The organism is Mycobacterium sp. D16Q13, assembly GCF_002013375.1.
GTDB lineage: Bacteria > Actinomycetota > Actinomycetes > Mycobacteriales > Mycobacteriaceae > Mycobacterium.
This window is the reverse complement of the sequence record NZ_MAEW01000008.1, coordinates 1-12,723: the sequence shown is the minus strand read 5'-3', so window position 1 is coordinate 12,723 and position 12,723 is coordinate 1. Positions and strand designations below refer to the sequence as shown.

14 protein-coding genes are annotated in these 12,723 nt (G+C 64.0%); 13 read left to right on the top strand and 1 reads right to left on the bottom strand.

All coding sequences use genetic code 11. The annotated features are described in order from the left end of the window. The first annotated feature begins 9 nt into the window (after nucleotides 1-9). The 12 genes from B4400_RS08760 to B4400_RS08705 all read left to right on the top strand — a co-directional run bounded on the left by B4400_RS08760 (nucleotide 10) and on the right by B4400_RS08705 (nucleotide 10,531). On the top strand, nucleotides 10-681 hold the full coding sequence (locus B4400_RS08760; RefSeq protein ID WP_078309480.1) for an L-threonylcarbamoyladenylate synthase: 672 nt from the start codon (nucleotides 10-12) through the stop codon (nucleotides 679-681). Between the two features lie 15 nt (nucleotides 682-696). After that, entirely contained in the window at nucleotides 697-1,923 is a 1,227-nt protein-coding gene (locus B4400_RS08755; protein WP_078289123.1) for a glycosyltransferase family 4 protein, read from the top strand. Nucleotides 1,924-2,183: 260 nt separating this feature from the next. Then, nucleotides 2,184-2,621: an ATP synthase subunit I gene (locus B4400_RS08750; RefSeq protein ID WP_176112814.1), complete on the top strand. Its 438-nt coding sequence runs from the start codon at nucleotides 2,184-2,186 to the stop codon at nucleotides 2,619-2,621. Then, the gene (atpB, locus tag B4400_RS08745) at nucleotides 2,618-3,376 is read left to right on the top strand and encodes a F0F1 ATP synthase subunit A (protein ID WP_078309475.1); all 759 of its coding nucleotides are present in this window, start codon (nucleotides 2,618-2,620) and stop codon (nucleotides 3,374-3,376) included. The genes B4400_RS08750 and atpB overlap by 4 nt, the downstream gene beginning before the upstream one ends. A 61-nt stretch (nucleotides 3,377-3,437) precedes the next feature. After that, nucleotides 3,438-3,689 carry a F0F1 ATP synthase subunit C gene (locus B4400_RS08740; RefSeq protein WP_005059842.1) on the top strand — a complete coding sequence of 84 codons (252 nt, stop codon included), beginning with the start codon at nucleotides 3,438-3,440 and terminating at the stop codon, nucleotides 3,687-3,689. A gap of 5 nt (nucleotides 3,690-3,694) precedes the next feature. Then, a complete protein-coding gene (locus tag B4400_RS08735; protein WP_078289114.1) occupies nucleotides 3,695-4,228 on the top strand; it encodes a F0F1 ATP synthase subunit B in 534 nt (177 codons plus the stop codon). Between the two features lie 6 nt (nucleotides 4,229-4,234). Beyond that, nucleotides 4,235-5,581 carry a F0F1 ATP synthase subunit B/delta gene (locus tag B4400_RS08730; protein ID WP_078309472.1) on the top strand — a complete coding sequence of 449 codons (1,347 nt, stop codon included), beginning with the start codon at nucleotides 4,235-4,237 and terminating at the stop codon, nucleotides 5,579-5,581. Between the two features lie 46 nt (nucleotides 5,582-5,627). Continuing rightward, nucleotides 5,628-7,277 (top strand): F0F1 ATP synthase subunit alpha, encoded by a 1,650-nt coding sequence (atpA, locus tag B4400_RS08725; RefSeq protein ID WP_078309470.1) that lies wholly within the window; start codon nucleotides 5,628-5,630, stop codon nucleotides 7,275-7,277. A 20-nt stretch (nucleotides 7,278-7,297) separates the two neighbouring features. Continuing rightward, a complete protein-coding gene (locus tag B4400_RS08720) occupies nucleotides 7,298-8,230 on the top strand; it encodes a F0F1 ATP synthase subunit gamma (protein ID WP_078309468.1) in 933 nt (310 codons plus the stop codon). A gap of 14 nt (nucleotides 8,231-8,244) precedes the next feature. Beyond that, nucleotides 8,245-9,675: a F0F1 ATP synthase subunit beta gene (gene atpD / locus B4400_RS08715; protein WP_078289102.1), complete on the top strand. Its 1,431-nt coding sequence runs from the start codon at nucleotides 8,245-8,247 to the stop codon at nucleotides 9,673-9,675. Between the two features lie 34 nt (nucleotides 9,676-9,709). Then, complete coding sequence (locus tag B4400_RS08710) at nucleotides 9,710-10,075, top strand: F0F1 ATP synthase subunit epsilon (protein WP_078309465.1); 366 nt, start codon at nucleotides 9,710-9,712, stop codon at nucleotides 10,073-10,075. A gap of 39 nt (nucleotides 10,076-10,114) precedes the next feature. Then, a complete protein-coding gene (locus tag B4400_RS08705; RefSeq protein WP_078309869.1) occupies nucleotides 10,115-10,531 on the top strand; it encodes a DUF2550 domain-containing protein in 417 nt (138 codons plus the stop codon). Nucleotides 10,532-10,548: 17 nt separating this feature from the next. On the opposite strand, the gene B4400_RS08700 is transcribed toward B4400_RS08705, so the two are convergent. After that, nucleotides 10,549-11,124, bottom strand: a complete 576-nt coding sequence (locus B4400_RS08700; RefSeq protein WP_078309865.1) for a cob(I)yrinic acid a,c-diamide adenosyltransferase — start codon at nucleotides 11,122-11,124, stop codon at nucleotides 10,549-10,551. Nucleotides 11,125-11,253: 129 nt separating this feature from the next. On the opposite strand from B4400_RS08700, the gene murA reads away from it, so the two are divergent. Next, nucleotides 11,254-12,507 (top strand): UDP-N-acetylglucosamine 1-carboxyvinyltransferase, encoded by a 1,254-nt coding sequence (gene murA / locus B4400_RS08695; protein ID WP_078309464.1) that lies wholly within the window; start codon nucleotides 11,254-11,256, stop codon nucleotides 12,505-12,507. The last annotated feature ends 216 nt before the right edge of the window (nucleotides 12,508-12,723 follow it).

Sequence of the window (12,723 nt, the reverse complement as noted above, 5' to 3'; positions counted from 1 at the left end):
ACTGGGTACGTGACCGTCGTCTACGACTGCCAGGATGCTGCGACCCGCCAAGAGGGTGTCGACGCGGCAGTGAGCGCGCTCAAGGCGGGTGAACTGGTGGTCATGCCCACCGACACCGTCTACGGATTGGGTTGTGACGCCTTCGATTCCAACGCCGTATCGGCGCTGCTGGCAGCCAAGGGGCGCGGCCGGGACATGCCGGTCGGAGTGCTCGTCGGGTCATGGCACACGATCGACGGGCTGGTGTTCTCGGTTCCGTCGGCTGCCCGCGAGCTCATCGAGGCATTCTGGCCGGGACCACTGAGCATCATCGTGAAGCACGCGCCGTCGCTGTCCTGGGATCTCGGAGATGCGCAGGGAAGCGTCATGCTTCGGATGCCCCTGCATCCGGTGGCCATCGAGCTGCTGCGCGCTGTCGGTCCGATGGCGGTGTCCAGCGCCAACGTATCGGGGCAGCCCGCGGCGCTCACGGCCGCTGAGGCCCGCGATCAGCTGGACGAGAAAGTTGCGGTGTACCTGGACGGTGGCACGGCAGAACTGGGCGCGGCGTCGACCATCGTCGACCTCACCGGGCCGGTGCCACTGATCCTGCGGGAAGGGCCGATCACCCGGGAACAGATCGTCGATGTGATTGGCGGCGACATCGGGCCCGGCGAGTCGGGGGAGCCCACAGGATCTTGAAGTACGGTCGGATGCGTGAGTGAGCTGCTGGCCCTCGCCGATCGCGGCGCGGGCGTCCCTCTGCGTGAGCTTGCCCTGGTTGGGCTGACGGCGGCTATCACGACGTTCTTCTGCACCGGTGGCGTGCGGATGTTCGCAACCCGAGTGGGTGCGGTGGCCTATCCGCGCGAGCGTGACGTGCACCTGCAGCCGACCCCCCGGATGGGCGGTCTCGGCATGTACTTCGGCGTATGTGCGGCGATCTTCCTGGCCTCGCAACTGCCCGCCCTGACAAGGGGTTTCGTCTACTCCTCGGGTATGCCTGCCGTCGTCGTCGCGGGCGGCATCATCATGGTCGTCGGGCTCATCGACGATAAATGGGGCCTGGACGCGCTCACAAAGTTCGCGGGCCAGGTCACGGCCGCCAGCGTCCTGGTCACCATGGGGGTGGCCTGGAGCATGATCTACATCCCCTTTGGCGGGGTGGGGACCATCGTCTTGGACCAGATGTCCTCCATCCTCGTCACGCTCGCGTTGACGGTGTCGATCGTCAACGCGATGAACTTCGTGGACGGCCTCGATGGGCTGGCCGCCGGTTTGGGGCTCATTACCGCGGCTGCCATCTGCATCTTCTCGATTGGGCTGCTGCGCAGCCACGGCGGTGACGTCCTGTATTACCCGCCCGCGGTGATCTCGGTAGTGCTCGCCGGGGCGTGCCTTGGCTTTCTTCCGCACAACTTCCACCGGGCCCGGATCTTCATGGGGGACTCAGGATCGATGCTGATCGGCCTGATGCTGGCGGCCGCGTCGACGACGGCCGCGGGCCCCATCTCGCAGAGCTCGTACGGCGCCAAGGACATGTTCGTCCTCTTGTCGCCGTTCTTGTTGGTGATCGCGGTGTTGCTGGTGCCCGCGCTGGACGCGCTGTTGGCGATCATCCGGCGCACCCGGGCGGGCCGGAGCCCCTTCAGCCCAGACAAGATGCACCTGCATCACCGGCTGCTGCAGATCGGGCACTCGCATCGCAAGGCGGTGCTGATCATCTACCTGTGGGTGGCGATTATCGCGTTCGGAGCCGCCAGCACCATCTTCTTCGAGCCCCGATATGCGGGAGCGGTGGTGGTTGGTGCCATCGGTATCGCCATCGTCGCGACGGTCGTTCCCCTGTTGCGTCGTGAAGAACTCGATCAGCTGTCGGGAGCCGAATCAGGGCTCAGTCCGGCCACCGTTCCGACCGAACCGTCGGTGTACGACGAAAAGTAGTAGGGGTGCATTAACGGTCTCTACCATGTGATACGGTTCTGCCATACCCGAAAACTCACGGGTGCCGGCCACACCGGAGCGGCGGAATTTTTGGAAAGTCGGTCTAGACATTCCAGGGTCCGCCGGACCGATCAACTGACCGACAGGGAGCTGCCCATTGAGGTGAGTTCAGCGAGCCCTCCGACCTCCTATAAGGTCTGGAATCGACGAATGCAGTTTTTGTTCCGCCACCCCGACAAAGATGTGAGGTGACACTCCAGGTGACCGTGCCCCAGGCAAGCTCCGATGCTCCGCTGGTTCTTCCGGCATTGGCGTTTCGCCCGTTGCGTCTGGCGGTGTTGTGTGGCGTTCTCGGTGCTTTGGCTCTGTTGGCCTCCGCCCTGCTGGGGAATTGGCAGTTCGGCGTGTTCTTCGTTACTGGGCTTGGACTCGGATTGGTGAACGCTCTCCTCGTTCGCCAATCTGCGGAAGTGATTACCGCGCAAGACAATCCAAGCAAGCAAAAGATGGCCATCAATTCCGCGGCGCGGTTGATGATCATCACCGTCCTCGCCCTGGTGATCGCCTTCGTGTTCCGTCCCGCTGGTCTTGGGGTGTTCTTCGGAGTTGCGTTGTTCCAGGTGCTGCTGGTGTTGACCACCGCTGTGCCGGTGTGGAAAGGGATCCGTTCAGTGAGCAGTGAGCAGGGCGCAGCATGATTACGACATTCCAGGCAGAAGCCGCCATCGAGGTTGGCCATCACAAGCACGCACACTGGGGTTTTCTCGGTGAGGTCAACGTCGACACCATCGTCGCCACCGCCCTGGCCGCGGTGGTCGTGATCGCGCTGGCATTGTTCCTGCGCGCGAAGGTCACCTCGACTGGCGTGCCCAACGGCGTACAGCTGTTCTTCGAGGCGGTCACCGTTCAGTTCCGCAATCAGGTCGAGGCCGCGATCGGCATGAAGATCGCGCCGTTCGTGCTGCCGCTCGCGGTCACCATCTTCGTCTTCATCCTCGTGTCCAACTGGATTTCGGTGCTGCCTGTGCAGTACACCGACGACGCAGGTAAGACAGCCGAACTGCTCGCGCCGCCGGCCTCGGATATCAACTACGTGCTGGCGCTGGCGCTGTTCGTGTTCGTCTGCTACCACATCGCCGGCTTTGCGCGCCGCGGCCTGATCGGTCACCCCATCAAGCTGCTCAAGGGTCATACCTGGGTCACCGCGTTCATCAACCCGATCGAGGAGCTGGCCAAGCCCATCTCGCTGTCGCTGCGGCTCTTCGGCAATATGTTCGCCGGCGGCATCATGGTCGCGTTGATCGCGATGTTCCCGGCATGGATCATGTGGGCGCCCAATGCCATCTGGAAATCGTTCGACCTGTTCGTCGGCCTGATCCAGGCCTTCATCTTCGCTCTGTTGACTGTTCTGTACTTCAGCCAGTCGATGGAACTGGACGACGAACACCACTAACTACATAGACCAAATTGAAAGACCCTGGTAGCGCAGCTACCACTTAATAAGGAGGAAGAAAATGGCGGACCCCACAATTGTTGCTGGTGCCCTCATTGGCGGTGGGTTGATCATGGCTGGTGGCGCCATCGGTGCAGGTATCGGTGACGGTATCGCCGGTAACGCTCTGATCTCCGGTGTGGCCCGTCAGCCCGAGGCTCAGGGCCGGCTGTTCACCCCGTTCTTCATCACCGTCGGTCTGGTTGAGGCTGCGTACTTCATCAACCTGGCCTTCATGGCGCTCTTCGTCTTCGCGACTCCCGGCGCCAGCTAATCGGCATGGGTGAATTGCACAGTGTCGCCACTGCCGTCACGGCAGTAGCGGCGGAAGCAGCCGAAGAGGGTGGGAAGCAGAACAACTTCCTCATCCCCAACGGCACCTTCTTTGTCGTCTTGGCGATCTTCTTGATCGTCCTGGCGGTCATCGGAACCTTCGTGGTGCCGCCGATCCAGCGTGTGCTCAAGGCGCGCGAGGACATGGTCACCAAGACGACCGAGGACAACCGGAACGCCGCTGAGCAATTCACCGCCGCCGAGGCTGACTACAAGGATGAGCTGGCCAAGGCGCGCGGTGCCGCAACTGCGGTGCGTGACGAGGCCAGAGCCGAGGGACGCGGAATTCTCGAGGACATGCGTCAGCGGGCCAATGCCGAAGCGACCGCCGTGAATGCGACGGCCGCCGAAGAGTTGGCCCGTCAGGGCGAGGCAACCTCCGGCGAGCTGGCGGCGAACGTCGACAGCTTGTCCCGGACCCTCGCCGAACGTGTTCTCGGCGTGAGCCTTTCGGAACCAGCGAGCGCAGGGCGAGGCTAAGTACAGATGTCGACATTTATCGGACAGCTCATCGGTTTCGCTGTCATCGTGTTCCTGGTGGTCAAGTTCGTGGCGCCTCCGGTACGCACATTGATGGCCAAGCAGCAGGACACGGTGCGTCAGCAGCTTGCGGATAGCAAGACCGCGGCGGACAAGCTGGTCGAGGCCGAGGGCGCGCATGCCAAGGCCATCGAAGATGCCAAGGCCGACGCCGCCGAGATCGCCGAGGAAGCCAAGGCTGATGCCGTGCAGATCTCCAAGCAGTTGCGTGAGCAGGCCGACGCCGAGGTCGCGCGGATCAAGGTGCATGGCCAGGAGCAGATCCTGCTGCAGCGTCAGCAGCTGATCCGTCAGCTCCGCGGTGACCTCGGTGCCGAATCCGTGAACCGCGCAGGCGATTTGGTGCGTTCGCATGTCAGTGACCCCGCGGCGCAGTCCGCCACCGTCGACCGATTCCTCGATGACCTGTCGCAGATGGCCGGCAGTGTCAACACCGAACGCCGACCGCTGGCGGCCGGGGGAGCGGGATTGCACGCCGCTAGCCGCGAATCACTCGCGGAGCAGGTGTCGGCCTTCCAGGCCAACGCTGTCTCGCTCGATAGCCTGACGCTCAACGCGCTGGCCGACGACCTCACCGCGGTTGCCGAGCTCCTCATCAAGGAATTGGTACTGCGCAAGCACCTCTCCGAGCCGGTCGATGCCAGCGAGCAGTCCGCCAAGGTCGCCCTGGTCGACTCCGTGCTCGCGTCCAAGATCGGACGGCCGGCACTCGAGGTCGTGCGTGCGGCCGTGACGGCCCGGTGGTCGGCCTCCAGTGACCTGATCACCGCGATCGAACACATTGCCCGCCTCGCGCTGCTGGAACGGGCCGAGCGCGACGGCCAGATCGACGATGTCGAGGACCAGCTGTTCCGCGTCAGTCGCATCCTCGACGGCGAGCCCCAGCTGGGCGCGCTACTGAGCAACACCGCGGCGCCTGCCGCCGATCGCGTGACGCTGCTGAAGAACGTTCTCGCCGGCCGGTCCAACCTGATCGTGACCAGTCTGCTGGCCCAGACCGTGCGCCTGCTGCGTGGCAAGCGCGCCGATGTCGCCGTACTTGAGGTCGCCGAGTTGGCGGTTGCCCGCCGCAACGAGTCCGTCGCTCATGTGAAGGCGGCGGCTCCGGTCAGCGATGCGCAGATCACACGGCTGGCTCAGGTGCTCGGACAGATTTACGGACGCACCATCGCGGTGCAGCTGGATGTGGATCCCGATCTGCTGGGTGGTCTCGTCGTCAACATCGGTGACGAGGAAATCGACGGCAGCCTGTCCACCAGGCTCTCCGCGGCCGCCCTCCATCTGCCCAATTAACCCCATTAGACGCATCACCTAAAGACGAGCAGGAAGACGAAAAGCCATGACAGAGTTGACGATCTCCTCGGCCGATATTTCCGGCGCGATCGAGCAGTACGTCGCGACGTTCTCCGCCGACCCCACCCGCGAAGAAATCGGCATCGTCTCCGACACCGGTGACGGCATCGCCCACGTCGAGGGTCTGCCTTCGGTCATGACCCAGGAGCTCCTCGAGTTCCCGGGCGGCGTGCTGGGTGTGGCACTGAACCTCGACGAGCGCAGCGTCGGCACCGTTATCCTCGGTGACTTCCACGGCATCGAAGAGGGCCAGCAGGTCAAGCGCACCGGCGAGGTGCTCTCGGTACCTGTGGGCGACGCCTTCCTCGGTCGCGTCATCAACCCGCTGGGTGAGCCGATTGACGGCCGCGGCGACATCGAGGCCGAGACCCGCCGTGCTCTCGAGCATCAGGCCGCCAGTGTGGTCGAGCGTCAAAGCGTTTCGGAGCCACTGCAGACCGGCATCAAGGCCATCGACTCGCAGACCCCGATCGGCCGCGGCCAGCGGCAGCTGATCATCGGTGACCGCAAGACCGGCAAGACCGCCGTGTGCGTCGACACCATCCTGAACCAGAAGCAGGCCTGGGAGACCGGTGACCCGGCACAGCAGGTGCGCTGCATCTACGTCGCCATCGGCCAGAAGGGCTCGACCATCGCCGCGGTGCGCCGCACGCTGGATGAGGCCGGCGCGCTGGAGTACACCACCATCATCGCCGCCCCGGCCTCCGACGCCGCCGGCTTCAAGTGGCTTGCGCCCTACACCGGTTCGGCCCTCGGCCAGCACTGGATGTACCAGGGCAAGCACGTCCTCATCGTGTTCGATGACCTGACCAAGCAGGCCGAGGCCTACCGCGCCATCTCGCTGCTGCTGCGCCGTCCGCCGGGCCGCGAGGCATACCCGGGTGACGTCTTCTACCTGCACTCCCGTCTGCTGGAGCGTTGCGCGAAGCTCTCGGACGCACTCGGTGCCGGCTCGTTGACCGGCCTGCCGATCATCGAGACCAAGGCCAACGACATCTCGGCCTACATCCCCACCAACGTCATCTCGATCACCGACGGACAGTGCTTCCTGCAGACCGACCTGTTCAACCAGGGCGTGCGCCCGGCCATCAACGTGGGTGTGTCGGTGTCGCGCGTGGGTGGTGCCGCACAGATCAAGGCCATGAAGGAGGTAGCCGGCTCGCTGCGTCTGGAGCTTTCGCAGTACCGCGAGCTGGAGGCCTTCGCGGCCTTCGCCTCGGACCTGGATGCGACCTCGAAGGCTCAGCTGGAGCGCGGTGCGCGCCTGGTGGAGCTGCTCAAGCAGTCGCAGAACTCGCCGTACCCGGTCGAGGAGCAGGTCGTGGCGATCTACCTCGGCACCGGTGGGCACCTCGATTCGGTGCCGGTCGGCGATGTCATCCGGTTCGAGCGGGAATTCCTCGACCACGTGCGCGGCTCACACGCCGATATCCTGGCCGACATCAAGGAGACCAAGAAGTTCTCCGAGGACACCGAGAGCAAGCTCACCAACGCGATCAACGTGTTCAAGAAGAGCTTCGCCGCTACTGACGGCAGCTCGGTGGAGGTCAAGGACGTCGCGGCCCAGGCTCTGGACGAGTCCGAGGTTGGCCAGGAGACCGTCCAGGTCCGCAAGCCGGCTCCGGCAAAGAAGTAGAGCAGTAGGACCTCCAGAAAATGGCTGCACAAATCCGAGAACTGCGCCGGCGGATCAAATCCGCCGGGTCGATCAAAAAGATCACCAAGGCGCAAGAGCTGATCGCGACATCGCGTATCTCCAAGGCGCAGGCTCGCGTCGTGGCGGCGCGCCCGTACGCGACCGAGATCACCAACGTGCTCACCGCACTCGCCGACGACGCCGCACTGGACCACCCGCTGCTAGTGGAGCGGGCCGAGCCGAAACGGGCCGGTGTACTCATCGTGTCCTCGGACCGCGGCCTGTGCGGTGGCTACAACGCCAACGTGCTGCGGGTCGCCGAGGAGCTGTTCGCGCTGCTGCGTGAGCAGGGCAAGACCCCGGTGATCTACGTGGTCGGCCGCAAGGCGCTGAACTTCTACAAGTTCCGCGGCCGCAAGGTCACCCAGTTCTGGACCGGGTTCTCCGAGCGACCCGAGTACGCGCACGCGCAGGAGATCGCGGGTGTGCTGGTGGATTCGTTCCTGGCGGGTGCCGACGACGACGGCGACGACCCGGGTGCCGACGGCATCCTCGGCGTGGACGAACTGCACATCGTCTACACCGAGTTCAAGTCGATGCTGACCCAGGCGGCCGTGGCCAAGCGGATCGCGCCGATGGAGGTCGAGTACGTCGGCGAGGCCACCGGACCGACGACCCAGTACTCGTTCGAGCCTGACGCCACCACGCTTTTCGCGTCGCTACTGCCTCGTTACCTGGCCACCCGGGTGTACGCGGCACTGCTGGAGGCTGCAGCCTCGGAGTCGGCATCCCGTCGGCGCGCCATGAAGGCGGCCACGGATAACGCCGATGAGCTCATCAAGGGACTCACCCTGGAAGCCAACCGTGCTCGCCAGGCCCAGATCACCCAGGAAATCAGTGAAATCGTTGGCGGCGTTGACGCGCTTGCCTCGGCCGCCGCAAGCGAACATTAGGAAGAGACGAGTAGATGACCGCACCAACTGCTAACAAGACCGTCGGGCGAGTTGTTCGCGTTACCGGCCCGGTCGTTGACGTGGAGTTCCCGCGTGACGCCGTGCCGCCGCTCTTCTCCGCTCTCAATGCCGAGATCACCTATGAGTCGCTGGCTAAGACGCTGACTCTCGAGGTGGCGCAGCACCTGGGTGACAACCTGGTTCGCACCGTGTCGATGCAGCCGACTGACGGCCTGGTGCGTGGCGTGGATGTCACCAACACCGGCAACACCATCGCGGTGCCGGTCGGTGACGGCGTGAAGGGCCACGTCTTCAACGCCCTGGGCAACTGCCTCGACGAGCCGGGCTACGGCAGCGACTTCGAGAAGTGGTCCATCCACCGCAAGCCCCCGGCCTTCGATCAGCTTGAGCCGCGCACCGAGATGCTCGAGACCGGCCTCAAGGTCGTCGACCTGCTGACCCCGTACGTGCGAGGCGGAAAGATCGCCCTGTTCGGTGGTGCCGGCGTGGGTAAGACCGTTCTGATCCAGGAGATGATCAACCGCATCGCCCGCAACTTCGGTGGTACCTCGGTATTCGCCGGCGTGGGTGAGCGCACCCGTGAGGGCAACGATCTGTGGGTCGAGCTCGCCGATGCCAACGTGCTCAAGGACACCGCCTTGGTGTTCGGCCAGATGGACGAGCCGCCCGGTACGCGTATGCGCGTCGCGCTCTCGGCGCTGACCATGGCGGAGTACTTCCGCGATGAGCAGGGCCAGGACGTGCTGCTGTTCATCGACAACATCTTCCGGTTCACCCAGGCCGGCTCCGAGGTGTCGACCCTGCTGGGCCGCATGCCTTCCGCCGTGGGTTACCAGCCGACGCTGGCCGACGAGATGGGCGAGCTGCAGGAGCGCATCACCTCGACCCGCGGTCGCTCCATCACCTCGATGCAGGCCGTCTACGTGCCCGCCGACGACTACACCGACCCGGCGCCGGCCACCACGTTCGCGCACCTGGATGCCACCACCGAGCTCTCGCGCGCGGTGTTCTCCAAGGGCATCTTCCCGGCCGTGGATCCGCTGGCCTCGTCGTCGACGATTCTGCTGCCGTCTGTGGTGGGTGAGGAGCACTACCGCGTCGCGCAGGAAGTCATTCGCGTGCTGCAGCGCTACCAGGACCTGCAGGACATCATCGCCATCCTCGGTATCGACGAGCTGTCGGAAGAGGACAAGCAGTTGGTGGGCCGCGCGCGTCGTATCGAGCGCTTCCTGAGCCAGAACATGATGGCGGCAGAGCAGTTCACCGGTCAGCCCGGATCGACCGTGCCGCTGAAGGAGACCATTGAGGCGTTCGACAAGCTCACCAAGGGCGAGTTCGATCACCTGCCCGAGCAGGCGTTCTTCCTCATCGGTGGCCTGGACGACTTGGCGAAGAAGGCCGAAAGCCTCGGCGCCAAGCTGTAATTCGTCGCTAGCGATTTTGAAGGAGGTGCATTGAATGTCCGAGATTGACGTCGAGATTGTCGCCGTCGAGCGTGAGATCTGGTCGGGTAAGGCCACATTCGTCTTCACCCGCACGACCTCCGGCGAAATCGGCATCCTGCCGCACCACATTCCGTTGGTGGCGCAGCTGGTTGACGATGCGGCGGTGAAGATCGAGCGCGAGGGTAATGACGATCTTTGGTGGGCGATTGACGGGGGATTCCTCTCGATCACCGACACCAAGGTGAGCATCCTGGTCGTATCCGCACAGGCACGTGCGGATATCGACGAGTCCAAAGCCAAGACCGATTCCGGCTCTGAGGATCCACGAGTAGCCGCGCAAGGACGCGCGCGCCTGCGTGCTCTCGGCCAGACGGTTTAGCACTACCTACAAAGGAATACCGCTTTGAGCGTGACGGCGATGATCGAGATATCGGTCATCGCCGTCCTTGCTATGGCGGTGACCGCCTTGAGCTTTCGTCTGCTCAAGTTGCGACATGGCGGCACCGCGGCTCTGCTGCGTGACATACCGGAGGTGGGGGAGGGGCGCTGGCGCCATGGCGTCATGCGATACCGCGAATCTCAAGCCGAGTTCTACCGGCTCTCCAGTGTGCGGCTTTGGGCCGATCGCCGGCTGTCGCGGCGTGAACTCGAGATCATCGACCGGCGGATTCCGCGCGGCGACGAATACGACATCATGACCGCCGAGATCGTGGTGCTGCAGCTGCGCGACGGCGCACGCGTGTACGAAATGGCGCTGGATCGTGGCGCGTTGACCGCTTTCATGTCCTGGGTCGAGTCGCGACCCTCGCGGCGTGCGGAACGGCGAACCCGCTAGCCGATCGCGTCCACCCGTTAGGCGGGCTGTGCGGGTCCGCCGGGCTTCCAGAGCGTGTCCTTACCGTCGTTGGCGACTCGCGACAGGATGAACAACAGGTCCGAGAGCCGATTCAGGTACTTGGCGGTCAGCACGTTGGTGGTGTCGGGATAGGTCTCGATGGCGGCCCAGGCCGAACGTTCCGCCCGACGTGCCACGGTGCGCGCCACATGCAACAGCCCGGACAGTGCGGTACCACCCGGCAGCACAAAGGAATTCAGCTTGGGCAAATCCGTGTTGTACTCGTCACACCAGCCCTCGAGACGGTCGATGTAGGGCTGGGTGATCCGCAGTGGCGGGTACTCGGGATCGGTTATCACCGGAGTGGACAGATCCGCGCCGGCGTCGAACAGGTCATTCTGGATCTGTAGTAGCACGGCGCCGATCGGCCGCCCAGGGTTCCCGAGCACCACCGCGACTCCGATGGCGGCATTGGCTTCGTCGCAATCTGCGTACGCGGCGAGCCGCGGATCGTTCTTCGGTACGCGCGAGAAGTCACTCAGTCCTGTGGTTCCGTCGTCTCCGGTCCGGGTATAGATGCGAGTGAGATGCACGCCACTCGATGTGCCCCGCTCGCGCTGCGGGTACTTGCCGGCCGCCGGTGCCTCGTCGTTTCCGTTGTCTGATCGCCCGAGTGGCTCATCGGTCATGCGTCGAAACGTTACCCGGCTACGCTGTCGGGCGTGAGCGAGCATTTCTTGGTGACCGGCGGCGCCCGGCTTACAGGCAACGTGGCGGTAACCGGCGCCAAGAACAGCGTGCTCAAGCTGATGGCGGCCACTCTCCTCGCGGAGGGAACCAGCACCATCACCAACTGTCCGGACATCCTCGACGTCCCATTGATGGCGGAGGTGCTGCGGGGATTGGGTGCGACGGTGGAGCTGGAGGGTGATGTCGTCAGGATCACCTCACCCGATGAACCCAAATATGACGCCGACTTCGCGGCGGTACGCCAGTTCCGCGCCTCGGTATGTGTCCTGGGCCCGCTGGTGGGCCGGTGTCGACGGGCCAAGGTGGCGTTACCGGGCGGCGACGCCATTGGTTCCCGTCCCCTCGACATGCATCAGGCAGGCCTGCGCCAGCTCGGGGCGGAGTGCACCATCGAGCATGGATGTGTGGTCGCAGAGGCAAAGGCGTTGCACGGAGCCGATATTCAGCTCGAGTTTCCGTCGGTGGGCGCCACCGAGAACATCTTGATGGCAGCGGTGCTTGCCGACGGTGTCACGACCATCCACAACGCCGCGCGCGAGCCGGATGTGGTGGACCTGTGCACCATGTTGGTGCAGATGGGCGCCCAGATAGAAGGTGCCGGCACGTCGACGTTGACGGTAATCGGCGTTCCCAAGCTTCATCCCACCGAGCATCGCGTCATCGGCGACCGAATCGTCGCTGCCACTTGGGGTCTCGCTGCCGCGATGACGCGTGGTGACGTCACTGTTACGGGAGTCGATCCGGAACATCTGCAACTGGTGCTGCACAAGCTGCATGATGCCGGCGCTACAGTTACCCAGAACGACAACGGGTTTCGCGTCGTCCAGTACGAGCGTCCCAAAGCCATCAACGTGGCAACATTGCCGTTCCCGGGATTCCCAACTGACTTGCAGCCCATGGCAATTGGGCTCGCTGCGATAGCAGACGGCACCTCCATGATTACCGAGAACGTCTTCGAGGCCCGATTCCGCTTCGTCGAGGAGATGATGCGGCTGGGGGCGGATGCGCGGACCGATGGGCACCACGCGGTGGTCCGGGGTATTCGTCAACTGTCCAGTGCGCCGGTGTGGTCATCGGACATCCGGGCTGGCGCGGGGCTGGTACTGGCAGGCCTAGTGGCGGATGGCGTCACCGAGGTATACGATGTCTTTCATATCGACCGCGGTTACCCGTTGTTCGTGGAGAACCTCCAGAGCTTGGGTGCCGAAGTCGAGCGGGTCAGCTAGCGCTGACCACCCCCAGAACCCGAAGTTGACTCAAGTTCACTGGACTTGGTACAGTGGTCGGGTTGCCCTGAAAGAGCGAGGCCGGGACAAGGAAGCAATTCCGAAATTCCGGTCTTAGGTTTGGTGCGCAGTTGACCAGCCAAAACCCGGAGTTTGACTCAAGTTCACCGAACTTGATACGGTTCCCGGGCCGCTTCCAAAGGGCGAAAGCCGAAA